25 protein-coding genes, 1 tRNA gene and 1 pseudogene are annotated in these 24,930 nt (G+C 70.0%); 9 read left to right on the plus strand and 18 right to left on the minus strand.

The window, feature by feature from the left end:
* The first annotated feature begins 521 nt into the window (after window positions 1–521).
* A complete protein-coding gene (locus B072_RS0122650; protein ID WP_018532266.1) occupies window positions 522–1,058 on the plus strand; it encodes a DinB family protein in 537 nt (178 codons plus the stop codon).
* An 80-nt stretch (window positions 1,059–1,138) separates the two neighbouring features.
* Here B072_RS0122650 and B072_RS0122655 read toward each other — a convergent pair whose 3' ends face one another.
* The 10 genes from B072_RS0122655 to B072_RS0122700 form a co-directional block, all read right to left on the minus strand.
* Complete coding sequence (locus tag B072_RS0122655; RefSeq protein ID WP_026246173.1) at window positions 1,139–1,801, minus strand: lysophospholipid acyltransferase family protein; 663 nt, start codon at window positions 1,799–1,801, stop codon at window positions 1,139–1,141.
* A gap of 228 nt (window positions 1,802–2,029) precedes the next feature.
* Window positions 2,030–2,377: a chaplin gene (locus B072_RS49830; protein ID WP_043244488.1), complete on the minus strand. Its 348-nt coding sequence runs from the start codon at window positions 2,375–2,377 to the stop codon at window positions 2,030–2,032.
* Between the two features lie 265 nt (window positions 2,378–2,642).
* A complete protein-coding gene (locus tag B072_RS0122665; RefSeq protein ID WP_026246174.1) occupies window positions 2,643–3,161 on the minus strand; it encodes an SRPBCC family protein in 519 nt (172 codons plus the stop codon).
* A 153-nt stretch (window positions 3,162–3,314) separates the two neighbouring features.
* Window positions 3,315–3,893, minus strand: a complete 579-nt coding sequence (locus tag B072_RS0122670; protein ID WP_018532270.1) for a dihydrofolate reductase family protein — start codon at window positions 3,891–3,893, stop codon at window positions 3,315–3,317.
* A gap of 244 nt (window positions 3,894–4,137) precedes the next feature.
* Window positions 4,138–4,593, minus strand: coding sequence for a VOC family protein (locus tag B072_RS0122675; protein ID WP_026246175.1), 456 nt, complete (start codon window positions 4,591–4,593; stop codon window positions 4,138–4,140).
* Between the two features lie 34 nt (window positions 4,594–4,627).
* A complete protein-coding gene (locus tag B072_RS0122680) occupies window positions 4,628–6,055 on the minus strand; it encodes a serine hydrolase domain-containing protein (protein ID WP_026246176.1) in 1,428 nt (475 codons plus the stop codon).
* Between the two features lie 201 nt (window positions 6,056–6,256).
* Window positions 6,257–7,723 carry a hypothetical protein gene (locus B072_RS47405; RefSeq protein ID WP_018532273.1) on the minus strand — a complete coding sequence of 489 codons (1,467 nt, stop codon included), beginning with the start codon at window positions 7,721–7,723 and terminating at the stop codon, window positions 6,257–6,259.
* A gap of 243 nt (window positions 7,724–7,966) precedes the next feature.
* Window positions 7,967–8,452, minus strand: a complete 486-nt coding sequence (locus B072_RS0122690; RefSeq protein WP_158689231.1) for a hypothetical protein — start codon at window positions 8,450–8,452, stop codon at window positions 7,967–7,969.
* A gap of 93 nt (window positions 8,453–8,545) precedes the next feature.
* Window positions 8,546–9,265, minus strand: a complete 720-nt coding sequence (locus tag B072_RS43845; RefSeq protein ID WP_018532275.1) for a class F sortase — start codon at window positions 9,263–9,265, stop codon at window positions 8,546–8,548.
* Window positions 9,266–9,375: 110 nt separating this feature from the next.
* Entirely contained in the window at window positions 9,376–9,828 is a 453-nt protein-coding gene (locus tag B072_RS0122700) for a hypothetical protein (protein ID WP_018532276.1), read from the minus strand.
* Window positions 9,829–10,253: 425 nt separating this feature from the next.
* On the opposite strand from B072_RS0122700, the gene B072_RS43850 reads away from it, so the two are divergent.
* Entirely contained in the window at window positions 10,254–11,963 is a 1,710-nt protein-coding gene (locus B072_RS43850) for a chloride channel protein (protein WP_043244525.1), read from the plus strand.
* A 163-nt stretch (window positions 11,964–12,126) separates the two neighbouring features.
* Here the strand turns inward: B072_RS43850 and B072_RS0122710 are convergent, their stop codons facing one another.
* Complete coding sequence (locus tag B072_RS0122710; protein ID WP_026246178.1) at window positions 12,127–12,657, minus strand: MarR family winged helix-turn-helix transcriptional regulator; 531 nt, start codon at window positions 12,655–12,657, stop codon at window positions 12,127–12,129.
* A gap of 165 nt (window positions 12,658–12,822) precedes the next feature.
* The gene (locus tag B072_RS49300; RefSeq protein WP_086020387.1) at window positions 12,823–12,978 is read right to left on the minus strand and encodes a DUF6131 family protein; all 156 of its coding nucleotides are present in this window, start codon (window positions 12,976–12,978) and stop codon (window positions 12,823–12,825) included.
* 357 nt (window positions 12,979–13,335) lie between these two features.
* Here B072_RS49300 and B072_RS49660 point away from each other — a divergent pair.
* The 4 genes and pseudogenes from B072_RS49660 to B072_RS0122730 all read left to right on the plus strand — a co-directional run.
* Window positions 13,336–13,593 (plus strand): annotated as a pseudogene (locus B072_RS49660) (alpha/beta fold hydrolase); the annotation flags it as partial.
* Window positions 13,587–13,946, plus strand: coding sequence for an alpha/beta fold hydrolase (locus B072_RS45650; protein WP_018532281.1), 360 nt, complete (start codon window positions 13,587–13,589; stop codon window positions 13,944–13,946). The pseudogene B072_RS49660 and the gene B072_RS45650, both read left to right, overlap by 7 nt.
* 170 nt (window positions 13,947–14,116) lie before the next feature.
* A complete protein-coding gene (locus tag B072_RS0122725; RefSeq protein WP_018532282.1) occupies window positions 14,117–15,652 on the plus strand; it encodes an alpha/beta hydrolase domain-containing protein in 1,536 nt (511 codons plus the stop codon).
* 173 nt (window positions 15,653–15,825) lie between these two features.
* Entirely contained in the window at window positions 15,826–16,530 is a 705-nt protein-coding gene (locus tag B072_RS0122730) for a glycoside hydrolase family 16 protein (RefSeq protein WP_018532283.1), read from the plus strand.
* Between the two features lie 69 nt (window positions 16,531–16,599).
* Here B072_RS0122730 and B072_RS0122735 read toward each other — a convergent pair whose 3' ends face one another.
* Window positions 16,600–17,514, minus strand: a complete 915-nt coding sequence (locus B072_RS0122735) for an alpha/beta hydrolase (RefSeq protein WP_018532284.1) — start codon at window positions 17,512–17,514, stop codon at window positions 16,600–16,602.
* A 155-nt stretch (window positions 17,515–17,669) separates the two neighbouring features.
* Here B072_RS0122735 and B072_RS0122740 point away from each other — a divergent pair, with 155 nt between their 5' ends.
* Entirely contained in the window at window positions 17,670–18,686 is a 1,017-nt protein-coding gene (locus B072_RS0122740) for an Lrp/AsnC family transcriptional regulator (protein WP_018532285.1), read from the plus strand.
* Window positions 18,687–18,717: 31 nt separating this feature from the next.
* Here the strand turns inward: B072_RS0122740 and B072_RS0122745 are convergent.
* Window positions 18,718–18,795 (minus strand) — tRNA-Trp (locus B072_RS0122745).
* A 98-nt stretch (window positions 18,796–18,893) separates the two neighbouring features.
* Window positions 18,894–20,276, minus strand: a complete 1,383-nt coding sequence (locus tag B072_RS0122750) for a C4-dicarboxylate transporter DctA (RefSeq protein WP_018532286.1) — start codon at window positions 20,274–20,276, stop codon at window positions 18,894–18,896.
* A 245-nt stretch (window positions 20,277–20,521) separates the two neighbouring features.
* Here B072_RS0122750 and B072_RS0122755 point away from each other — a divergent pair, with 245 nt between their 5' ends.
* Both B072_RS0122755 and B072_RS0122765 read left to right on the plus strand, forming a co-directional pair.
* Window positions 20,522–21,157 (plus strand): HAD family hydrolase, encoded by a 636-nt coding sequence (locus tag B072_RS0122755; protein WP_026246180.1) that lies wholly within the window; start codon window positions 20,522–20,524, stop codon window positions 21,155–21,157.
* Between the two features lie 218 nt (window positions 21,158–21,375).
* Window positions 21,376–21,597, plus strand: a complete 222-nt coding sequence (locus B072_RS0122765; protein WP_158689232.1) for a hypothetical protein — start codon at window positions 21,376–21,378, stop codon at window positions 21,595–21,597.
* A gap of 866 nt (window positions 21,598–22,463) precedes the next feature.
* On the opposite strand, the gene B072_RS0122775 is transcribed toward B072_RS0122765, so the two are convergent.
* The 3 genes from B072_RS0122775 to B072_RS0122785 form a co-directional block, all read right to left on the minus strand.
* Entirely contained in the window at window positions 22,464–23,102 is a 639-nt protein-coding gene (locus B072_RS0122775) for a DUF11 domain-containing protein (protein WP_018532291.1), read from the minus strand.
* A gap of 128 nt (window positions 23,103–23,230) precedes the next feature.
* Window positions 23,231–23,920: a class F sortase gene (locus tag B072_RS0122780; protein ID WP_234018905.1), complete on the minus strand. Its 690-nt coding sequence runs from the start codon at window positions 23,918–23,920 to the stop codon at window positions 23,231–23,233.
* 31 nt (window positions 23,921–23,951) lie between these two features.
* Window positions 23,952–24,632, minus strand: a complete 681-nt coding sequence (locus B072_RS0122785) for a hypothetical protein (RefSeq protein ID WP_018532293.1) — start codon at window positions 24,630–24,632, stop codon at window positions 23,952–23,954.
* Window positions 24,633–24,930: the final 298 nt, after the last annotated feature.

Genomic DNA, 24,930 nt, shown 5'->3' on the forward strand with positions numbered 1-24,930 from the left:
ATGAAGGTACTACGCCGTGCACGCTGAAGGTAGTGGTCCTCCATTGTTCCTGGGAACCGATTCCCGGGCACCCGTCCACTCACCTCGGATGAGAACTAAACTCCAGTTCGATAGGGGATTCAGCGTGCCGAAGTGACCGAGAGCGTCGAGTTCCTTGGTGCCCCTGAAACAAGGGGGGCCGGAGGGTGGATCGTGGCTGAAGGTGACGGGCCTGTTCGCGGGGCCGGGCGAAGCCCTTCTGACAGCCCGGCTGCTCCTCGAAGTCAAACGGCGCCGACATCACCCACCCAATCTCGGTAGTGCTGTCACAGCGCCGGTTCTCCGGGTTGCGATCAGGTCGCCTGTGACGCGCAAGCGTGGATGGCTACGCGCACGGCGACTTCGAGCGATGAGTTCTGATCGAAAGGGGGGTCTTCCTGGTCGGGCGTGCTCGTGAGGCGTCAGTTGAGGCACCGCACAACCTTCGACTCGTGGGCGCGTAGGAACTCGGCACAGGTTGACGACCGGTAGGAGGCTCCAGCGTGAGCGACATCGTGGTCCAGAAGTTCGTCCGGCCTGAGCGCGCGGCATCAGGCCCGTGGCTGGAGGTGATCGCCTCGAATCTCGACTACCACCGAGCGACTTTCTTGTGGAAGTGCGAAGGGCTCACGGACGCACAACTGCGGCTACGGCCTGTACGGTCGTCGGCGTTGACCCTGCTGGGGCTGATGCGCCATCTGCAGGGTGTGGAACGCGCCTGGTTCCAGCGGACCTTGGCCGGCACGACGCCTCGCTTCTTCCCCTATCGGACCTATGTCACCGCGGACGGTGACGAGTGGTACGACGAGTCCGACCCGACGTCGGCCGGTGACGTCTACGCGGACTACCTCAAGGCGTGCGAGGAGTCACGGCAGGTCTTCGCGCAGGTGACCGTCGACATCGCGCGCATCGTGCCGAACCCTGAATTCGGCGACACCGACGTGCGGTTCATCCTTGAGCACGTGATCGAGGAGTACGCCCGCCATGTCGGCCATGCGGATCTCCTCCGCGAGGCCATCGACGGCGTCACCGGCGAATAGCCGAGCGTGTGCCCACGCCGCTCCCGACCGCCTGCCGGTGGCGCCCGGCAGAAATCTGGGCTGCGGGGACGGCGGTGCCGCTACGCGGCGAGCGCTGCCGGCTCGCCGAGGTGGGCGGCCGCCGTCCGCCATGCCGTGGTCACCGCGGTCCGGGCCCGCGCCGTCCCTACGATGCGGTCACCGGTCAGCACCACTGGCGCCCCCACATGGACATGCAGGGCCGGCCGGCGCAGGGGTGCGGTGGCGAGGCCCGCGAGCTGCTTGAGGGTGCTGCCCGATGTGACCCGGCGGGCACCGGCCTGGCCCACGGGGACGATGGGAGCCCCCGTGCGCTCGACGAGCCGGGCCAGGCCGCTGCGGAACGTCCCGGGCGCCGCCTCGGCCGCGTTCCTGGAGCGCGGCAACCCGCCCTCGGCGTAGATGAGGACCAGCCGTCCCTGCTCCAGAGCGTCGGCGGCCGCGTCCAGCGCGTCCGCGGCGCGCCGGCCGCCGCGCACGACGGGGATGTGGCCTTCACGGGCGAGGGCACGGCCGAGCACCGGGACACGCCACAGTCCGGCGGCCGCCATGATGACCGGCTCGGCACCGAGGCGGCGCAAGGCGCTGACCACGATGGCGGGATCGGCGAGCGAGGTGTGGTTCGCGGCGACGATGCTGCCCGGCGCGAGGTCGGCACTCGGATCGGTGGTCACCGACAGGCGGCCCACCGCGGGCACCAGAAGGTCGGCGATACGGCTGAGCATGAGCAGTCCCCCGGTCTCGGCGATGTCGATCTTCATTGTCGGCGGGCGTGATGGGCCGCGCGTGAGTCGTCGTACTCATCTTCGCTCCAGGCCGGCCCGGTACGGCGGTCCGGTCACACTCGCAGGGCGGAGCGAAAAGCCCTGGTGACCACCGCCCGCGCGGCCGCCACCAGGGCTTCGTTCACTCTGCGGCATCAGCTGATGCCCGGCAGGGCGTGGAGTGGATACCTACTTCCACATACCCATGTCGTCGCCGTAGCCCATGTCACCACCGTGGTTCATGGAACCGTGCCGGCCCATGTGGCCCTCGTCCCAGGCGTGGCCTCCCTCGTTGCCCGAGCCGTTGGAACAGCTGTTGCCGAAGGCCGGGTTGAGCAGACCGATGACGTTGACGGTGTTGCCACAGGCGTTGACCGGGACGTGCACCGGGACCTGGACGACGTTGCCGGACAGCACGCCCGGCGAACCCCACGCGGCGCCCTGGGCGTCGGCGTCCGCGGACGCGGCACCCGCACCGGCCAGCACCGCACCGCCGACAGCCACCGCGATCGCCGCGCTCTTCAGCACACGAGACATGAAACTTCCTTCACTCGCTTCAGAGCCCCCGCCCGATCGGGTCAGGGACAAGGAGCTGCTCGCTCCTCACCCGCAATCCGGAGCTCATTGCGCTGCAGATTGGCCCCTGCGCCTGAGTTCACCTGTCTGGAGCATCCATCGAACAGCCAGGCCAGTCAGCCGGGCGGATCATCAGTGCACGCGGTGCACGCCCGGTCGATCGCGCTGCCACAGGCCGGACGGACGCGCCGCCAAGGTGCGCGCACGACGCTGCGACGTAGCGGCATCAGGTGCTCTCGTTGCGCTCGGTGCTCTCCAAAGCGTTCTTGAGGTTCTGCAGCGTCCGCTCGATGTTCCGGGTCTGGAAGTCGGCGAACGTCTGGCCCGGGGTGACGATCCGGTCGAAGACCTGCGCGGCGAGGGCGGGCCAGGCACGCCGGTCGTCGGTCCAGGTCTCCGTCACTCGTGTGCCGTTGCCCGTCGGCTCGAAGCGGTACTCCCACGTGGCGATCGGACCTCGCAGGCGAGGTCGGCGCACACCGATCCTGTGCACTCGGAACGCAAAGCGGCGACCGGGATCGGCTGCGGTGACGGTACACAGGGTGACCCACCGGAACCGTCCCCGCTTGTTGCGCCCGACGAAAGTGGTCCCCCGTTCCGCAGGTCCCACCGGAACATCACCCATCGTGCCGCGGTTCTCCGGACTCCAACGCCCCATGTCTTCAGGCCGACTCACCGCCGCATAGACGACCTGCGGCGACTCCTCGACCTCGATGCTCCTGCTGACCGTGAATACCCGGCTCACCGACGGTTCCTCCCGCGACGGAAACACGTAGCTACTGACGAGTAGAGAGCATGGCATGCACAGACATTCGCCTGGTACCCGGTGTGGTGCAGCGACAGGTCGACCCGATGCGGTCGGGGCAGGTCTACCGCCTGCAGCGGTGCAGGTGACCGTCTAGTCGTCGGCACCCGGAGGGCCGTCCAGGACGGTCGGGACGTACTCCAGGAGCTGGAGCCGCCCGTCGAACGTACGGCTCTCAACCAACGCGAGGGTGACGTCCGGATACTCGTCGAAGATCCGCTCCTTCCCCGTGGCACCGGTGATGACGGGAAACACGACGATACGGAAACGGTCGACGAGGCCCGCTGCGAGCAGCGACCGGCACAGGGTGAGGCTGCCAAGGGTCCGCAGGGGTCGCGCGGAGTTCTTCTTCAGGTCACGGACGGCCTCGACTGCGTCACCGCTGACCAGTTCCGTGTTGTCCCAGGAAAGGGGCGCCTGCAGAGTCGACGAGAAGACCATTTTGGGCATCGCCGCCAGGACAGCGAAACCTGGGTCGTCGGCCGCCTGTGCGGCGAACCCGGACATCAACCGGTAGGTCGTGGCACCCATCAGGCCGGCATGCTGCTTCTCCGCGTCGCTGTCGAGCCAGGCAAGGTATTCCGGCCCTTCCATGCCCCAGAAGCCGGGCCAGCCTTCCGCGGAGGCGTATCCGTCGAGCGAGATGATGAAGTCGACCATGAGATCTGCCATCGAACTGTCCCTTCAGTCGTAGTCTCCTCTACCGGATACGACCGGCCCCCGGCCGCAAACTCATCGCCGGCATCCTGGAGACCATCCGCGTCCGCGTCGGCTCCGCCGCAACCACGGCGGGCACGCATCAGCGGACAACCGGCCATCGCTGCGGGCCGCAGACTGCGCTCGGCGCTCGATTCGAGACCGGGTGCTGGTCGCAGCCGTGAACGAGTGGCTGCGACCAGCACCGTCGCGACGCCCCTCAGACGATGTCGAATTCGTTGCCCTCGGGGTCCTGCATGGCGGCGGCGTAGAACCCCATGTCCGGCTCATCCTTGATCCGCAGCACGGTGGCGCCGGCTTTGACCAGGCGTTCCACCGCAGCATTGACCCGCTGCGTACGGACGTCCAGGGGGACGTCACGGCCCCCACCGACCTTCAGGTCGAAGTGCCACCGGTTCTTGGCGGTCTTCGGCTCCGGAACCTGCTGGAACCACACTCTCGGTCCGCGCTCCGCAGGATCGACGATCGACTCGGGAATGTCTCCGGCACCGGCCGGCAACTCTTCCTCGGGCACCCCGATCGACGCCCAGTACGCACGCCACGTGGCGTGCCCGTCCGGCGGAGGCTCCGGCACGTAGCTCAGGGCCTCGGCCCAGAAGGCCACCATTCTTTGCGGATCGGAGCAGTCGATCGTCAGCTGCACTGTCATCTCCATGCTCGGAGCATCCCAGGCAGGTCTGACATGCCAGCTACGCGACGTCGGGCCGTGTCATGAGTGGTGACCGCACATGCAACTCCAGGCTGGGGCCGGTCAGGGGCACGGTGCTCCAAGTCGCCACCGCGGTACCCGCCTCCGCGTCGACGACCAGCCGAACCCGGTGCGGGGTCGTGATGACGTAGAGATCGGCGACGAACGTGCTGCCCTGCCAGGCTCCGGCAGCGACGACAGGCCGGCCGAGCGGGGAGCTTTCCCTCCAGTCGCCGTGGCCGATCTCGACGTCGAGGAGCGACCCGAAGCGGACGAGCCATCCGCCGTCGACGGGATCGACGACCACCGTCGTCCCGTCGGGCAGAGCAGAACCCTCGGCGGACGCGTCGAGCTTCGCCTCCACCGCCCCCTCCGGGCCGGCCGAACCCTGCACCGGCGCCAGTGAAAGCCGCTGCAACCGGTCGGCGAGGACCTCGTCGTCCCGGGCGCATCCCGTCTCGTCCAGGCCGGGCAGCAGGCACTCCCACAGAGCGTCGAACACCTCCTGAGACTCGCCTTGGGCGGTCACGGCCACCACCAGATCGTGCGACGGAACCACCACGCACTGCTGCCCGAAGGAGCCATGACCGTGGTAGCCGTGCCGCGACATCCAGAACTGGTAGCCATAGCCGCAGGAGAAATCGGCGTCGTTCGTGCCGTCCTTGAACGGTACGCAATCGACCTGCCGACCGGTGGCCAACTCCACCCACTCACGCGGGACGAGCCGCCGCTCGCCCCACATGCCTCCGCGCAGCAGCAGTTCGCCGAAGGCGGCGACGGCCTCGGTCGTGAGGTGCAGACCGTGGAACCCGAAGGCGGCACCGCCGGCCACCCGGTCCCACTCGGCATGGTCGATGCCCATCGGCTTGAAGAGGCGCTCGTCGAGGAACTCCGGGAGCCCGCGACCCGTGACCCGTTCCACCATCCGGGCCAGGACGAAGGTCGTCGAGTTGTCGTACGTGTGCCGCGTCCCCTCCACCGTGGCGAACGGCAGACCCAGGAAGCCCTTCACCAGGTCGCCGGGCTCCCGCTCCCAGGCCTCGGCAAGGCTGTCCGAGTGGTGGCCGACTGTCATGGAGAGCAGGTGGTGAACGGTGACACGGCTCCCCTGCTCCGAGATGTCGGCCGGGACGTGGTCGGGCAACACGTCCACCACCCGATCGTCCAGTGAGAGCAGCCCGTCGGCGATCGCGAACCCCACGGCGACCGAGGTGAACGACTTGGTCAGCGAGTAGAGAAGGTGCGGGCGTTCGGCCGAGTACGGCGCCCACCAGCCTTCGGCGACGACGTGACCGTGGCGTACGACCATGAGGGAGTGACACTCCACGGATCGCGCTTCGAGCCGATCCAGCAGAGCGGCGATCGCACGGGACGACACCCCCGAGGCGGCCGGTGTCGAGCGCGGCAGCAGGGCACGCCGAGAAGCCATCCTGGCACCCTATCCGAACGCCTTTCCGAGCCCCAGCAATTGACTGACTCCGGTGCGAACTGAGTTGACCTTGTGAGCTCGCGGCCGGTGATCCGGGTCAGCAGGCCGTGCCGCTGCCGCCCGTTTCCCGGGGTTGCCGTGGGCGACCTACCAGCAGCTCGCACCCGGGCACAGCTCTACGGCACCGCCCGACAAAGTCGGCTAGTCGGCGCAGTCGAAGGTCAGGTCTGCGGATACCGCGTTGTCGATGGCGCGGACGAGTTGCTGCCCGCCTCGGTACCAGGACGGGGAGATGCCTATGGTGCAGCCGCAGATGCCGATCAGGGCGCGGTCGGAGCCGTGTCGTTCGAGGGCGAGGACGTCGTCGAAGCGGAGTTCGTGGTGCGCGCCTGGGCGGCACGACACCAGGGACTCGTCCGTGAGAACGGCCCACTGGGTCCTCGCCGAGCGCCGTACGGCACGTTTGAGGGGCGGCTCGCGGAACGTCCGTCCCCATGGGGCGCTTTCGTCCCAGGTCCAGCACGAGGTGCACCACAGTCGGCGGCCGTCCGGAGCGGCGAAGTCGAGGAGCAGGCCCGGTGGGACTACGAGTTGGGCGCCCTGCAGTGCCTGACGCCAGGCGGCACGGACGTGGGCGGGGGTGACAGCTTCCGGCGCCGGGCGGGGCCCGTCGGGTTCGCTGTTGAGGGCGTTGCGGGGATGGGGAGTGTCGAACAGGACTGCTCGGGCTGCCGCGTCGAAAGTGGCGAGCGTCGGCTGTGCGCTCTCGCGCGTCGGGGCGCCGTGGTGGGCCACTTCGGCCGACGTGGGCTCCTTGTCCGCGAGAAAGAGGGCCTGGGACCACAGGGTGGCGGCCACGTTGTGGGCGTCGGCCGCCGAGGCAGGAGCGAGAAGGAGGCGGACGAGTGTCGCGGAGTCGTGCACCGTGGTGACGGACTCTGTCTCGGCCGGGCCCGACTGCCCGGCGGGCAGGGCCGCGGCCACCCGGGCGCGAAGGATGCGGTGGGCCGCGGAAGCGGCCGCGGACTGGGCCGGCATCTCGACGGACAGGGCCACCCCGTTGATGTTCCGATGAGTCCACGAGGCACGAGAATGGCGGGCCTGTGGCGCAGTCCGGTGCGGAGTCGGGCCCTGGGGCAGGGGAAGCCGCAGGCCCGCCGGCTCAGGCCCGATCCAGGTCAGGACCGCGTTGGTCCGCGTGAACCAGGTCGCTGCGTGCCTGAGCACCGACTCTGCGGCCGGCGGACGCAGCAAGACGTCCACATGACCCGGCAGACCTTCGGCCTGTGATCCGTATCGTGCGTTGAGCGCTGCGGCGACGCGCGGGTCGAAGGTGCCTGCGCCACCGAAATCCGGCTCGTCCGTTGCCTCGCCGAACCGGTCGACCGGCAGGCCGGACAGCGCCAGGCAGAGGTTCTTCAAGCAGGCGCCCACGTCTTCAAGGCTGCCTGAGACGGAGAACCTGGTCTCGTCCAGACCGGCGGATATGTCGGGCGCGACCTGGCCCGTCGGGCAGCCGATCGTCGCCAGCGCGGCGACCGCGCGGCCGACACCGAGCGTGGAGTACGTCTCGTCGCGGGCGCCGACACCGAAGCGCAGACAGGCGCGGACAGGCCCGGGCGCGGGAATCCGAAGCGTGGGAACCCCGTCGACGTAACTGCTGATCATGGGCGCACTCTACTGAGGGGCTCGACCGCTGGTTCGGCATCGGGCCCCGGGCAGGTTTCCGCTGGACATGCGGGCCGCGGGCCAGTTCCAAGGCATGAGCACGATGGGTCCAGCGGCTTCGCCGTTCGCCCCGGGCGGTGATGAGCACCGACCCGGGACGCCGCGCCGCCCACCCCCGCCACTTCGCCGTGGTGGGGCGGCCGTCGGGGCGGGCACGCGGTCCAGCGGACGAACGTCGCCGTGCTAGCGAATGGCGATCTGGACGGTGTTGGACACAGCGCCGCCACCGACGATGCGGATCTTGTTGTTGCCCTTGATGCCGAGCTTGACCCGCAGGTTGTAGGTATGGCTGCGCGTGGTGTTCATGTGGATGGGCAGGCTGACCCAGCCCTTCCTCTGCAGTTGCTGCAGAGTCACCCGGGTGCCGGCCTTGAGGCGGGTCGAAGCACCGTAGACGCGGAACTCCTGCCATGCCCTGGCGGACTTGGCCGTGGCCTTTGCCGACAGCGTGGGGCGCGGCGCGGTCTGCGCCGCGGGCGCGAGGGCTGAAGCCGTGGCGGCAGCGGCGGAGTTGGGCGCGGCCGCGGCCGACGTGGTGGCCAGCGGCGCGACGCAGAGCAGCAGTCCGGTGCCCACACCGGCGGCGCGGGTCAGAAGAGGATGCACAGAGAGCCTTTCGTCAATCCAGTCGACAGTTGGATTGACGCAATATAGGACAAATAGGCTCACTGGTCGGTGTGGACATGCCCGGCAGGTCGGTGATCATCCACGTCAAGTGCTCCACGGCCGCTGACAACATCCGCGGCAGCGCACGGCAGACCGTCAGCCCTGCGTCAGGTGAGCGGTGACGACCACGTTGCCCTGGTAGCGCTGGAGCTGCTTGTCGAAGCCGCCGCCGCAGGTGATCAACCGAAGCTCGGGACGGCCGGTGTCGCCATACACCTTGTCGTCGGGGAAGTTGTCGGCGTCGTAGACGTCGATGGTGTCGATGGTGAAGTGCGCGGTCCGCTGATCGGCGCGGGCGACGTCGATCGTCATGCCCGGTTTGAGGGCGCCGAGGTTGTAGAAGACGGCGGGCCCGCTGGGGATGTCGACGTGGCCGGCGATGATGGCCGTGCCCTTCGCACCTGGGGTCGGCCCGCCGGCCCACCATCCGGCCAGGTTCCGGTCGTTCTCGGGCGGGGCGGCAAGCCGCCCGTCGTCCTGAAGCGCGAGATCCATGAGCGGGCCATCCACGTGGATGGCCGGCACGGACACGCTCAACGGCCGAGAGGCCGGGAGCGGGTCAGCCGGGGGTTCACTGCGTGCGCCCTGCTCGACGGTGCCGTTCGCGTGCGGACCGGCGGGCTGGGGCGGCCCGTCGGGCGCGCGGCCGACGGCCGTGAAGGCCAGGACCGCGATCGCCGAGAGGAGCAGACACAGTTCCCAGGGGAACCGCCACCTGACCGGAGGGCGCCCCGTACTCGCCGGTCCGCCGGCGGTCCGCCCTCCGCGTTCCTGCCGCCCCGGGGCGGGACTGTCCTCGCTGCCCCAACGGTGCATGTGTTGACCTCAGTTCATCCCGCTCGCCGCAACCGACCTGTGCTCGAACCTGCCGTACGCCGCCCTGCCGGACTGTTCTCCTCGGCAGGGCGGCGTACGGGATCGGGGCGTCAGTGCTGACGGTTGTGCAGCGCGCGACGACGCAGGGCGAACCCGGCGGCGGCCGCGACGGCGAGGCCGCCCGCGACAGCGAGTGCCGGGACGTTGGCGGGGTCAGTGCTGGTGGAGCCACTGCCGGTGTGCATGGCACCGGAGGGCTTCCGGGACGCCGGCGCTGTCGGGTTCATCACCGTGTCGCCACAGATGCGCTGGGCCTCGGAGGCGGCGGCGTTGGCCTTCTGTTCGAGCTGGTCGACGTTGTCCTGCTCGGCCTGGCCCGGGTGCCCGCCGGCGTCGATTTCCTTCTGGTAGTCGGAGAGGGCCGCCTTGTAGGCGGACTCCGCTTCCAACGCCGCCGCGGTGGCCGGGTCGCACTGGGTGTCGGACGCAGAAGCCATCGGCGCCGCGAACAGGATCGCGGTGCTGGCCAGAACCGTGCCGGTGGCTATCTTCAGCGAACGCATCAGGGCTTCCTCCAAGAAGCGGAGCGGCTACGGCACAGGGGGCGCCGTCAGAAGAACCGCCGTTGCCCCTGACACAAACCCGAACGGTCCCCCCGCGCAGGGCCGGATACGCCGCCTCTCCGACACCTCGCCACGCTGGTCGCCAAAAGTGCGCAGCTCACAGCCACACGTGTGGCGCGGTTGGGTGAAGCGGACGCGACTGCGCCGAACGGGCTCACCGCCGCTCTCCCCCATGCGCGAAGAAGGCAGCAGTCCGCCCAGGGCCTGCCCTCGTCGTCCACCCGTCCGCCGGCTCGCGAACCCCCTGCCTCACCCCACCCTTGACGCATTTTGCATAATGCAAAAGTAAGGAAGGGGAAATAGTGAACGAGATACGCAGTGATCGACGGGCCAGAGGCCCCGCGCCGGGCGGTCGCGGTTCGATGATGGTGCTGGCCGTGCTGGTCGGCGCGGGGGCGGGGGTCGGCTCGATCGTCTTCCGCTGGTGCATCCAGACCTTCACCCGGCTGTTCTCCGGGCACGACGACTACGCGGCCGCGCCCGGGAGCGACAACCCGCACGTCCCATGGTTGGGCCCGTTCTTCGTCCTCGTCGTGCCGGTCGTCGGCGGGCTGCTGTACGGGCCGCTGGTCAACCGGTTCGCGAAGGAAGCGCGCGGACACGGCGTGCCGGAGGTGATGCTCGCGGTAGCCCAGCGGGGCGGGCGGATCAGCCCCAAGGTGGCCGTGGTCAAGACCCTGGCCTCGGCGCTGACCATCGGCTCCGGTGGATCGGTGGGCCGTGAGGGGCCGATCGTGCAGATCGGCTCCGCGCTCGGCTCCACCCTCGGCCGCCTGAGCCGGCTGACCGAGGACCGGATGAAGCTGCTGGTCGCCTGCGGCGCGGCGGGCGGCATCGCGGCCACCTTCAACGCCCCGCTCGCGGGCGTCATCTTCGCCATGGAGCTGATCCTGGCCGCCTTCAGCATCGAGGCGTTCGGCGCGACCGTGCTGGCCAGCGTCACGGCGAGCGTCATCGGCCGTGCCGCCTTCGGCGACGTGGCCTTCCTCAGCCTGCCCGACTTCCATGTCCAGCACCTGGCCCAGTACGGCCTGTTCGCCGTGCTCGGTGTCGTCGCCGGTGCGGTCGGGGTCGGTTTCTCGCGGGTCCTGTACGCGATCGAGGACGCCTGCGACTGGGCCTGGCGCGGGCCCGAATGGCTGCGCCCCGCGGTCGGCGGCCTGGCGCTGGGCCTGGTGCTGCTGGCCCTGCCCGAGATGTACGGGGTGGGCTACCCGGTCCTGGAGGGCGCCACGGAGGGGAAGTACGCGATCGGGTTCCTGCTGGTGCTGCTCGTCGGCAAGATGATCGCCACGAGCCTGACCATCGGCATCGGCGGTTCGGGCGGCGTGTTCGCGCCGAGCCTGTTCATCGGGGCGATGCTGGGTGCCGCTTTCGGCGCGGGCGCGCACGACCTGCTGCCCGGCACGGCCGGGGCCGTGGGCGCGTACGCACTCGTCGGGATGGGCGCCGTCTTCGCCGGCGCCTCACGTGCCCCGATCACCGCCGTCGTGATCCTCTTCGAGCTGACCGGCGAGTACTCCATCATTCTGCCGTTGATGCTGGCGATCGTGCTGGCCACCGTCACCAGCCGGGCCCTGACCCGCGACACCGTCTACACACTGAAGCTCCGCCGCCGCGGCATCGATCTGGAGGGCCCGGCCCAGGGTGCGAGCATCGGCACCCAGAGGGTCACCTCCGTCATGGAACCCCTGCCCGCGCCACTGACCACCACCCTCGAACTGACCGCAGCCGCCGACCGGTTGAGCCGGTCCGGGCACGGCGCCCTGCCCGTCCACGACCCGTCGGACCTCTACGTGGGAATCATCACCGCGCGTGCGGTGGCGGAGGCACTCGCCGAGCAGCCCGACGGCGCGCCGACCGTGACGGGTGACCTCACCGAGACTGCGCCCCGTGTCACCGCGGACCAGCAACTCGCCACTGCCCTGCACGTCTTGCTGTCCGCCTCCGGCACGGGCCTGCCGGTCCTGAACCCCGAGAACGGCCGACCGGTCGGCTGGTTGAGCCACCAAGGGACACTGCGGGCGCTGCACTCCCCCAAGGAAACCCGCGCCACCGAGCTGCTGCCCTCGTAGCAGCCGCGCTCCCGGCTGACCGGAGGGTGCGCGCGACACCGCCCACGGACAGGGTGGTCGGTGTCCATCCGCTCCCCCGTCGAGGCAGCGCACCCGAGGAGCCGGACGCGCGATGGCCCGACCAGGGCCCTGCCTCGAGCAGAAGGGCGCGGGCCCCTGCCGGTCAGCCCGCCGTCGGTGATTCGCCCCAGCCCAGTGGATGAAGGTCCGTGCCTTCGTCCGGGGACGGGGCCAGGGGTTCGCCGCCCACCTGGTTGAAGTCGGTCAGCGCGTCGATGAGCGCCGTGCGCTGCTGCGGGGACAGCCGCTGGACCATCGACGCGATCTCCTGACGGCGCCGCGCGGTGACGTCCTCCACCGTGCGACGGCCCTCGTCAGTGAGCCGTAGGAGGGTCTCACGGCGATTGTCGGGATTGATCTGCCGGTCGGCGAGCCCGGCCGCGATCAGCCGGTCGACCATACGCATCGCCGTCGACGGGGCGACCCCCAGCAGTTCAGCAAGGGCCACGAGCTTCGTCGCCCCGCGCGAGGACAGCACCACCAGCATGCGGAACTGCGGCAGCGTCACCCGGTCCTCGACCTCGGCGAGCGAGCGTGCGGACACCGCCACCAATACCCGCGACGCCGTGAGCACCGCACGGGTCACCGCGTCCACATCGTCCATGCGCTCCGCCGGAGCCGCTTTCCTGGCCATGGCACTTTTCTACCCTGCCCGCGACTCGGCGCGCCCTCCGCCCTGTTCAAGGCAGGGGGCACTGCGACTGTTCGAACGAGGGACACGCCATCGGGGCCCCACGGAGGATCTCCTCCGTGGGGCCCCGATCTGGCACAGTGCGTCGGCTATCGGCGGGATGCGGATCTAGAAGTAGTGTTTGCGTCCGCCGACGGCGCGTCCGGTGGCCCCGAGGATCCAGAGGATCGCCCCGACCAGGATGAGTATCCCGCCTATCGTGGTCAGCAGGGACAGGCCCACCAGAAGGCCAATGATCAGCAGAATCAGCCCAACGACAATCATCACGAATCCGATCTTCCGGTTTTCCTCTTCGACACGTGCTGACGTGTTTCCGCCAAGCCCGCGGTGCCTCTTGCCCGACAGTCCCGTGTCGCTGATCAGCCGCGGATGCGGCGGACCACGCTCGGCCACTGCCGGTCCGTTGTGGTGCTTCACCCGTGTGCCCAGCTCTGAACAGCACATGCCCATGGAGAGGCATCGTTCTTCGCCGGCTCGCATCGCGCCCGGGCCGGTTGGCTCAGATCGTGGGGCGAGTGGCTGCGCGCCTGGGGCGTGGGAGAAGTCGACGGCTCGCGGACGGCGTCAGGGTGAGACGGGTTCCGTCGGAGCCGGGGCGCATGCCCTGGTCCCTCGGTTCGGGCAGGGCGAACATCCCACCTGGACGCGCTGATCGACCGCCTGGGCAACGGGCCGGTCGTCGTGGTCGGACAGAGTCCCGGCGGCGCCGTGGCCGTGCTCCTCGCCAGGGACCACCCCGAGAACGTCGCGGGGCTCGTCCTGCTCGACCCGACCCCCGTCAACGACCCGGCCACGTGCGAGCGCCTGGAACGTACGATGCGCGTACTGGGAAGGCTCACCGCCCTTCCGGGCCGCGCCGCCTCCTCTCCGCCGTGCTGAGGGCCGGCGTCACGCGGACCGCGAACCGAAGGCCGCTGCGGCCCGACTGCGCGGCCGCACTCAAGAGAACCGCCCGTCTCGACATCCCGAATCTCGCCCGAGCGGTCCACGGCCTGGGCGCCTTGTCCCGCGACTTCCGGGAGAGCGAACTGCCCCGCATTCCGGCCGTGGTGGTCACTGCCGACCGCAAGGAGGACCACTCGGTCCGCCGCGCTCACACCCGACTCGCCACGGCCCTGGGCGCACCCGTCGTGTGCCGGCCCGGAGCGACGCACAGCGTTCACCTCGACCGTCCCGACGAGACCCTCGCGGCCGTACGCGACGTCGTCGCCCAGGTCGGTGCCGCGACCTGAGCCCGCTCCCCCGCGCCGCCAAGGCCCCTTTGCGGTGCGCGGCGCCGAGTCGGGCATCGGTCGCCGCGCACCGCTCCTGGAACACCGGTGGAATCGCCGATGGCAAGCCGGCGCGGTCCGTCGACACTGCGGTCTCAACCCATTGGGACACGCATTCACGGAGGCACTCCATGCGCGTGCTTGCTCGGTTATCCCGGCGGTCCGTCACCGCCACCGCACTGGGGGCGCTGCTCTGCGGCGCCTTCTTCGCCGCCCCACCGGCCACCCCGGCCCCCACGGCGGCCCCCGCCGCGGCCGCGAGCCCGACGGTCACCGTGCCGCCCACCGGAAGTCACGGCTTCCCGTTCCTTGCCGCGGCGGAGGACCTCGGCTCGTTCGGGTACACCGAGAGCGAGTACTTCGTCTCGGGCACCGCCACGTCGTACGCCAAGTCCGGCCTGTGGACGTCGGACGGCCGCTGGAACGTCCGCGCGTCCGGCACCGCCGCCTACAAGAGCCGTCTGCTGGTGCGCCGCCCCGCCGACCCGGCGAAGTTCAACGGCACGGTGGTCGTGGAGTGGCTCAACGTCAGCGGCCAACTCAAACTCTCCCCGGACTACTGGTTCCAGCGCGACGAGCTGCTGCGCGAGGGCTACGCCTGGGTCGGCGTCTCGGCACAGGCCGTCGGGGTCAACGGCGGGCTGGGCGACATCAAGGGCCTCAAGGGCTGGGACCCGGCACGGTACGGCAGCCTGGTCCACCCCGGCGACGCCTTCGCCTACGACATCTTCTCCCAGGCGGGCCAGGCGCTGCGCACACCGAACGGGCCGAACCCGCTCGGCGGTCTGACGGTCCGCACGCTGCTCGCCGACGGCGAGTCGCAGTCGGCGGGCTTCATGACGACGTACGCCAACGCCGTCCAGCCGGTCTCCGAGGTCTACGACGGCTTCATGGTGCACAGCAACAGCGCGATCGCCTCGCCGATCAGCGGAGTGCTGGCCGACACGCTGCTGATGCCCAACCCGTCCCGGATCAGAACCGACCTGCCGGTGCCGACCTTCGTCGTCCTCACCGAGACCGACGTGCCGGGCGCCGCGACCGCACGGCAGCCGGACACCAACAGCGTCGTGCACTGGGAGTTGGCCGGCACCGCGCACGGCGACCAGTGGGCCTACGACCTCGGCGACGACACCGTACGGAAGTCGGCGGGCGACGCCGCGCCGTCGGCCGACTGCGCCGCCGGTTCGGCCCCCTTCAACGACGGCCCGGGCCACTGGTCGATGAACGCGGCGCTGCGCCACCTCGCCTCCTGGGCGCGGGGCGGGGCACGGCCGCCGAGCGGTCGGCCGCTGAGCACCGTCCTGCGTGATCCGGCCACCGGCCTGGCCACCGGAGGGGTCCGGCTGCCGGACGTCACGGTGCCCACCCGTACGCTCACCGGGTCCCGCGACACCACGGACAGCGGCGTCTTCTGCGGCCTGTACGGGGCACGCGACCCGTGGAACGCAGACGCCGACGCCTGGGACCGGCACGACGACGGCGACCCGTCCGACCCCGCCTTCCCCGCTACCGCGGAACCGGTGCTCAGCCGCCTCTACCCGACGCACGCCGACTATGTGGCCAAGGTGGGCGCGGCAGCGCAGACGTCCGTCGATGCGGGATACCTGCTGCCGGAGGACGCGACGGCCATCGTCACCGACGCGCGGAACTCGGGAATCGGCGGCTGACCCACCGGCCGCCCGCCTTCAACTAACAAAGCCGGCGATTGACCCGCGCCCCAGGTCTTGTCAGGTACTGAACGAACTCCTACAGTCCGCTTCTGAAGTGACCGTGGAACCGCTCCCACGATCTGTGTCATCCGAGCAACGGAGCCGCGATGTCATGTGCACTTCTTCGACCGGTGCGACTGATCACCGTCACCCTGGCAGCACTCTCCCTGCTCCTCCTGAGCCAGCCGAGAGCCCACGCGGGCACCTGGGGCGCGCGGCAGACCGTCAATTCGTGGAACGTCATCAACGGAAGGTGGACCGCCAACAACGAACTGGAGACCTACACGCCCAACTGCGTCTGGTACGACGGCGGCACGTTGATGATCAAGACCTACCGGGCCGCCGACGGGACGTACTACTCGGGCCGGGTCGAGTCGAAGCAGCTCTACGGCTACGGCACCTACAGCTTCACCGCGAACATGCCCAACGGGCAGGGGCTGCTCCCCGCCGTGTGGGCCGCGTACCTGAACCCGTGGCTGCCCGAGTTCGACGCCGCGGAGATCGTCGGCCAGAACCCGAACACCGTGTACCAGACCTTCCACGACCCGAACAACGCCCAGACGCAGTTCTCGAAGTCGAACTCCTCGGGCTGGACGAACGCGTTCCACACGTATTCGTTCTCCTGGTGGCCCGATCACATCGACTTCGCCGTGGACGGCACCATCACCGGCACGAAGTGGTACACCACCGCACCGGGTGTCGGCATGCGCTTCATCGTCAACACCGCGGTCGGCGGTGACTGGCCGGGCAATCCCGACGCCTCGACCTGGGCCACCGCGGACGGTGCGCGCTACCTCAAGGTCTCCTCGATCACGTACACGCCGTACTACCCGTGACGCCATGGCGTACGAGGGTGCCCGGCCGGTGACCTCCGGCCGGGCACCCTCGCTCCCCCGGGTTCCTGGTCATCCCTGATCGCGGAACCCCATGTGCCGCCGCAGGAAAGCGATCTCCGCCAGCACGGCTTGTTCGTGCGCGGCGAGGAACGGCGCGTAGTGACGGCCCGTCAGGTGTACGACCTCCACGTGCGGCGCCCTCGCGGCCGCCCTGATCGCCGGCCGGGTCAGCACGCTCCGGTCCTGGTCGCAGACGACGACCAGCAGCGGGCACCGGACGTGCGGGGCGTGACGGCCGGGCCGGTACCAGCCCAGTCGCAGGGCGATGCGTGCGGCGACCGTCTGCTCCCAGTTCGTGTGGCGACGGTGGGGATCCAGGGCCTGGTCGCCGTCCAGGGCGTCGTCCGTAGTGAGCGCGGCGACCGCACCGCGCGGTCCGGCGGTGGGGATCAGGAGCGGCGGGCGTCCGACGAGCGCCCCGAGTGCGTCCCGGACGCCTCGGCCGATCAGCCGCAGGGCCGCGAGGGGCGTCATGGACCGCAGCGCGTGGGGCGCGAGGGCCCGGCCGTCGACCATGGGGGTCTGCGCGACGGCACAGGCCGGTCGCGGTTGGTCGGCCGCGACCCGGAAGATGTGGCCGCCGGCCAGTGAGAAGCCCCAGAGAGCGATCTTGTCGGGGTCGGCCTCGGGCAGTTCGGCCGCGCACGCGATCGCGGCCCGCCAGTCGGCGATCTGTTCGCCGATGCGGACGATCTGCCGGGGCGTTCCTTCGCTCTCTCCGAACCGGCGGTGGTCGAAGGCCAGGACCGAGAAGCCCGCGTCGTGGAAGCGCGCGGCGAACAGGTCCGAGGCGGGTTCCTTCGTCACCGCGGTTCCGCCGGCCATGACGACGCAGCTGCCGTTGGTTCCCGGGTAGTGCCAAGCCGCGCATGAGCTGCCTCCGCTGTCGAAGCGGATCTTCTCCCGTTGCTTGAAGGTGGGCACGTGGACCTCCGTCGTCCGTCCCTGTCTGGAGCGGCGCGCTCTGCGCCTCGCGGGCCCGCACGGCGATGCTGTTCGAGGTCCGCGGACACCCATGCTCGGCACCTCACGCGCAGGACTCGTACCGATCGGCCGCATGGTGAGCGAAACTTGCCTTCATGGCGCGCGATTCGGCGGATTCCGCACTGAGCCTCACCGATCAGCGGCTGGTCGCCGCCCTGCAGTGGGACGGACGCGTCACCGCGGAGCGAGCAGCGCAGGTACTGGGACTCAGCCCCGCCACGGTGCGTCGGCGCCTGCACGCGCTCACCGCCGACGGCACCGTGCGCGTGGTCGTCTCCCCTGTCGCCCGGCCGCGGGGCGGCGGCTCGGCCGGGGCGCTGTTTCTGCGCATCCGGGTCCTGCGGGGCAAGCTGGACACGATCGTGGCCGCGCTGGCGGCGCGGGACGACATTCCGTTCATCGATGTGACCACCGCGGGCGATGAGATCTTCGCCATCGCCCGGACCGAGCCCGGGTCGCGCGATCCGCTGGTCTTTCGCCAACTGCCCTCCACGCAGGCGGTGACGGCGCTGGAGGGCGCCACCATCCTCCACGTGTTCCGGCTCACGTCCGAGTGGCGTCATCGGGTGCTGACCGGCGCCGAGTGCGCGGCGCTCCGTCCGCCGGCGCCGAACGGTACAGCCGACAGGTCCGGTGCCGGAGGCTTGTACGGCGTCGACGCGGACGGCGTGGAGCAGTCGCTCATCGATGCCCTCGCCTCCGACGCGCGTCTGGCCGCTGCCGCTTTGGCCGAACGCACGGGCCATCCGGAGAGCACGGTGCGGCGCCGCCTGGCCCAACTGGTCGGCCAGGAACGTCTGATCACTCAGGTCGTGGTGGACCCGCGCAGGCTCGGGCTACCCATCGAGGCCAAGCTGCTGTTGCGCGTGCCTCCCGATCACCTGGCCACGGCCGGACAGGCACTGGCCGACCATCTCTCGGTGCACGGTGCGTTCGCCACCTCGGGACCGTCGAATCTGCACGCGGCCGCGTACTTCACCGACCTGACCGCTCTCTACGGCTTCCTCGCCCACGATCTGAGCGGCCTGGGCATCACTCACGTGGAGACGGCCATCGTCAGCCGTTCCGTGAAGCGAACTCCCGCTCCTGTCAGGCCGATTGCGGCGCGCTGACGCGGGCGTCGCCGCGGTGTGCGACATCGAGTGGGCCGGGTGACCGGATTCGAACCGGCGTCCTCGCGGTTTTGGAGACCGCGCGCGTCAACCTCTGCGCTACACCCGGCCGTTGGTGACTCTATCCTCCGCATCGTGCGTCGGGATCCCCAGGGCACGTCCCACTGGCTTCCAGGCCCTGCGCCACGGTCTGCCGCAGCGCCCGGATCAGGTGTCGCTGTCGCCGCGCGTCGGCGCGGTCGCGGGGGCGGATTCCCGTTCACCGGTGTCGTCGTCGGCGCGTACCACCGTGGTGCTCGATCCCTCGCCGTTCATGACCTGCTTGGCGGTGACGCGGTCCAGGGCGCCTTCCCAGCGGGAGACCGCGAAGACCGCGACACAGTTGCCGAGGAGGTTGGTGGCCACGCGCATCGAGTCCATGATCCGGTCGACGCCGAGGAGCAGCGCGACGGCCGAGGCGGGGATCACTCCGAGGGCGGAGGCTGTCGCCGACAGGGCGAGGAAGGCAGAGCCCGGTACGCCCGCCATGCCCTTGCTGGTGAGCATCAACACCAGGACCACGGTGATCTGTTGGCCGAGTGACAGGTCGACCCCGATCGCCTGCGCGATGAAGAGCGTACCGATCGAGAGGTAGATCGAGGCGCCGTCGAGGTTGAAGGAGTAGCCGGTCGGCAGGACCAGGCCGACGGCGTCGTCACGGCAGCCGGCCGCGCGCAGTTTCTGCATCATGCGCGGCATGACCGTCTCGCTGGACCCGGTACCGAGGGCGAGCAGCAGCTCCTCGCGGGTGTAGCGGACGAACTTCCACAGGCTCAGCCCGGTGACGGCCTTCAACGCACAGCCGAGCAGCACCAGGAAGACGAGGGCTACGCCGTAGCAGACGGCGATCAGCTTGCCGTAGGTGGACATCGCGCCCAGCCCGTACTCGCCGACGAGGTGTGCGGTGGCTCCGAAGACCGCGAGCGGGGCGAGCTTCATGAGGTAGCCGACGATGGTGAACACGACGTCCTGGGCCTGCTCGATGAACGGCAGGATCTGGGGCACCTTGCTCTGGCCGAGATGCAGCAGGGCGGCCCCCACCAGGCAGGCCAGGACGAGGACTTGGAGCAGTGAGTTCTCCGCGAACGCGCCGACCGCGCTGTCCGGCAGGGACTCCAGGACGAACTGCGCGGTGGAGGGCAGGTGCCCGCCGCCCGTCGCGTCGTCCACCGCTCCCTGCCGGAGCGTGGCCGGGTCGACGTTCATACCGGCACCGGGCGCGAACACATTGCCGGCGAGCAGCCCCACGACCAGGGCGACGCTGGTGGCGACCTCGAACCAGATCAGCGCCTTCACGCCGATCCGGCCGAACGCCTTGAGGTCACCGGCCTTGGTGATGCCGGCGACGACGACGCAGAAGACCAAGGGGGCGATCATCGCCTTGATGAGGCGTACGAAGCCGTCGCCGAGCGGCTGGAGCGAGGATCCGACCTGGGGCCAGAGACGTCCGACGAGGACCCCGAGCAGCAGGGCGAGCAGGACTTGAGCGAAGAGACTGGTGCGCAGGAGACGTCCTGCGCGGTGGACAAGGCTTCCGTTGGCGTGCGGCACGGGCACTCCTACATGGGCGAAATTCTGCATAGCGGAAAACAACTTCCGCGCGTCTTTACTATCGCCAGCGTCGGCCTGCGCGAAAGACCCAAGGTCAACTTCCCCGCAGATCTTGGAGCTTGATCCAAAGCGACCGCGCCCGTACGCCGCGCGGACTCTTCGACCGGTACGTTGCGGCGGGGTCCCGCCCTGGATCGCCGCACAGTCCGCCCCGCCGAACAGGCGGGGCAAGGAAAGGAGTTCGCGTGTCTGCTGCCTGCGTGATTCTCGATATCGGTGGCGTACTGGAGTTCACCCCGGAGACGGGGTGGGTGCGTCGATGGGAGGAGCGACTGGAGTTGCCGTCGGGCACCGTGCACGAGCGGATGCGTGACGTGTGGCGAGCAGGGAGCGTCGGTCGCGTCCAGGAGCAAGAGGTTCACGATCAGGTGGCGGCACGTCTGGGGCTCGACGCACCCCAGGTCGACGCCTTCATGGCGGATCTCTGGGCCGAGTACCTGGGAACGCCGAACGAGGAGCTGATCGACTACGTGCGAGGGCTGCGGGGAAGCTGCAGGCTGGGCATCCTGAGCAACAGCTTCGTCGGCGCTCGGGAACGCGAGACGTCCCTGTACCGGTTCGACGTACTGGTGGAGCAGATCGTGTACTCGCACGAGCTCGGCATCGAGAAGCCGGACCCACGCGCCTACGACGCGGCCTGCACAGCTCTGCGCGTGCGGCCGGAGAGCTGTCTGTTCATCGACGACCACGGGGTGAACGTCGAGGCCGCCCGGGCGGCGGGCATGCAGGCGCATCTCTTCCAGGACAACGCCGGGACGATCACGCGCATCGCAGCACATCTGAACTCCGGTTCCCGAACGGCAGGGAGCGCACGATCTTGAGGGGGAATCCGGCGTACTCGTCGGCGACTTCGTCGAGCGAGTGCGGGTCGTCGCGACGCCCGTCGGTTCCGGGCCCCCGGACGAGGACGTGACGGTGTCGCTCGGCTGGACCGTTCACGCGACCCTGGACGTCAGCCCGGAGCGCAGGACCGAGGTCCGCCGGCTGCGCGCGGGTGTGGGACGTCCTGCACCGTGAACAGGGTCTGCTGGAGGCCGCGATGGCCGAGCGCAGCGGGAAGGACGCGCTGTGGAACGCGGCCGCGTCGCATCTCACGCTCATGGTCGTCAGGATGGCGGGCGACCACGAGCGGGGCAGCCTCGACGAGACGAATCCGCCGGACTACGCGGTCCGCATCATCGCGATGCCGCGCGATCCCGGGGGCGGCTCCCCATGCGCGAATGACGCACCGAGCGACCGGCACACCGACGGGGCACCCTGATCGGATCAGAGTGCCCGTTCGTCGGCCGGACTCCCGACGTTCCACGTTTCTCAGTGCTGTCTGCTGCGACTCAGGGCTACGGCACCCGCTCCGGCGGCTACGAGACCGGCGGCGATCCCTCCGAGCACGAGCGCCCCGTTGTCGTCACCGGTCTCGGCCAGGTGGGGCGGGCGGGTGGGTCGCGGCGGGGACGGCGCGGGCGGAGACGTCGAGACCGGCGGTGAGGTGGGCGGAGGCGAGGACGGAGGAGGCGTCGAAGTCCGGGACGAGGGCGGCGGAGTGGTCGCGACCGGTGGCGAGGTCGTCGGCGGAGGCGAGGACGGCGGAGCCGCCGGAGGCGTCGACACGGATGGCGGCGTCGACCCGGGTGGCGAGGTAGGGGGCGTCTCGGTGTCGCCGTACCCGCCCGGCTGTTCTCCGTACCCCGACTCCTCCCCGTATCCCGGGTCCGCGTATCCCGAAGGATCGCCTGCCGACGGGGCGCTTGCCGTCACGTCCTGGGAGGCTGTGGCGAGGGGGCGCGGTGGACTCTGGCCGGGCGCACCCGCGGCAGGCAGCACGGTGGAACCCAGGATGGCTGCGGAGAGGGTGAGACCTGCAGCGACAGTGACACAGGTCTGCGCTCCGGCGCTGACCCGAGGTGTGCGGTCTTCATACATAGGCGCCAGGACACTACGTGCCAGGGAGTCAGCGCTCATGGCTCGCAGAGGCATGCTCAGTTTTCACCCGGCCAACACGATGCAGGTGCGGTGCATTCATGCGGCCCGCCACCCTGACGGGTCCGCAACGGCGGCGGGGGCGAGCGAAACGCGGGACGGGCCCGGCCCTCGATGGGCCGGGCCCTGTGCCCCACGGCGCTGTGGGGCTCAGGCGATGCACGTGTGCACGACCGCCGAGTTGTTGCCGGTACCGCGCTCCTGACTGCTCGTGGTGACCGAGTTGGACAGGTGCACCGTGCCGCCTCCGTACGACGGCGCGCGGCCTGCTACCTCGAGACGGACGGTCCGGCCGGGGGCCAGGTCGCCGATGGCGAGCACGATGCGGCCGTCACTGGTCAGCGTCTCGGACGCGTGTCCCTGGCTGATGCGGTGCGCCAGATAGGTGATGCCGGCCGGCATCGTGGTGCTGGACCGGACGTTCTTGGCCGTGGCCGAGCCCTTGTTGGTGAACTCGACGACCCAGCGCTGCTCCTGGTTGTGGTCGAGGTGCCGGGGGCCGGACGCGGTCACCGCCACGTCCGCGAGCCGCTGCTTGTCCGAGGCGCCGCCGCCCCAGGGCTTCCCGTAGTCCTTGTCGTAGCGGTAGTTGTCGGTCCAGCCCTTCCCGTAGTCGCCGTCGTAGCCACCGACGTATGCGGCGCCGGAACGGGGGCCCGCGTGGTCGTCGCCGGAAGCCGCCGACGCCGAGCCCGCGACGGCGAGGGTCGCGGTGACCGTTCCGGTCAGCAGCAGCGCGGCGACGGTGGTCCGCCGAGCGCGGAGGCGGGTGTTGGTGCGCAGGGACATGGGGGTTCCTTCTGTTTCTCCGGCGCCGGGCTCGCGCCTGTGGGCGGCGCCTTGTCTGGTGGGCATGGCCGGCCGAGCCGTCCGCGGGCACACCGTCGGGTCCGCCGGATGCGGCCGGGCCGGGAGCGTCAGGACGTGAGGTCGGCGTACAGGATGATGTTGTCCGCGCGGTGGCCGTCGACGATCGGCCCGCCGCACGTGATCAGCCGCAGTTGCGGCCCGCCGGTCGCGCCGTACACCTTCCGCGTCGGAAAGTTCTCCTTGGCGACCTGCTGGATCTCCCGGACCCGGAAGGTGGCGGTACGGCCGTCGGCGCGGGGTACGGCGATCTTGTCGCCGATCTTGATCCGGGCCACGTTCTTCATGAGCGCGGGGCCGTTCTTCGTGTCGTAGTGCGCGACGATCACGGCCACGCCCCTCTGACCGGGCGTCACCGAACCGCTCCACCAGCCGGGTTGCCCGGCCCGGTCGACCGGCGGGACCTCCAGCTGCCGGCCGGGACCGAGCGTCAGGTCCAGCATGGAGGAGGTGTCGACCCCGGCCGACGGAATACGCAGGCCGACGGGGCGCGACCTCGGCAGCGCGGCCGTGTCACGGTCGGCCTGGTGGACGGAACGGTTCGTCACCTGTACGTCACCGGCGGGGGCATGGCCCGTCGAACAGGCGGTCAGACCGGTGAGGCCGACCGTCAGGCCGAGCGCGAGAGCCACGCCGTGGCGTGCCGTCCGACGCGGTGCTCGGCGGCGCGGTCCGCCGACGGCGCCCTGGGCGGATTCGAGTGCACGGCTCTCTGCGCCGGGCACGGTTGTCGTGGTCACGAGAACTCTTTGCGGGGCGGGTGTGCCGGGCTCAGGACTCGCCGCGGCGGCCGCGCCGCACTCCCAGGTACGCGATGCCCGCTCCGGCGAGAGCGAGGCCTCCGCCGGCCGCCAGCATCAGCGGAGTCTCGGAGCCGTGCGAGGCGACGCCCTCGGCGCCCGCCTTCACACCGCCTTGCGGCAGCCGGGTGTCACTGCCGCCCTGCACGACGGCCGACGCACCCGTGCCGGTGTCGCGCGACGAAGTCGTGCCGGAGCCGTGGACGGCGTGCTTCTGGGGGGTGCCCTGGCGGTTCTCGTGGTGCTGCTGGTGCTGGTGCTGGTGGCGGGACGTGTCGGCCGGGTTCGGCTTGTCCTGCTCGCTGTGCCAGCCGTTGGGGTGGACGACACCGACGAAGCCGTTGGCCTCGTTCAGCACGTACCGGTAGCCGTTCACCGTGCTGCTCGCGCTGTCGGAGCTCAGGTTCGCCACGCGCTGCCCCTTGACCGTGATCCAGGCCATGTACGAGCCGTTCGGCAGGGTGAACACGTGGGCCTGCGCGCCGTTGCTCAGCTTGTAGTCCTGCTCCTGGGTCTGGGGCGCGGAGGCAGAGGTCTGCCGATCGGACGGCGAGGGAGCCGAGTCGGCGAAAGCGACGCCGGCCGGGACGACGAGGCCGACGACGAGGCCGGAGACGGCGGCGGTCTGCAGTACACGACGAGAGATCGACATATCGGTTATCCCTTTGCTCCGTGATGAGTGGAATGTCCTTGCGGCACTCATGAAGCTACGGAGCGGCTGTGTGCACCATCCGTCGGAAATGTAACAAGAGCCTCACAGTGCCCTGAAGTGGCACAAATAGCGACTTAGGTCCCGACCGGCAGGTGACTCTCGCCCCGGGTCCAGCGCCCAGCGCCCAAGCAGACACGTCGACCTCACCCGAACGATCAATACGATCAACTCGGTAAGAAATATTGAGCGTTTCGATTGATCCCGCTAGAACAGGGCGCGAGCCGGCTCCCCACGGACC

The sequence above is a fragment of the Streptomyces sp. HmicA12 genome (genome assembly GCF_000373565.1).
GTDB lineage: Bacteria > Actinomycetota > Actinomycetes > Streptomycetales > Streptomycetaceae > Streptomyces.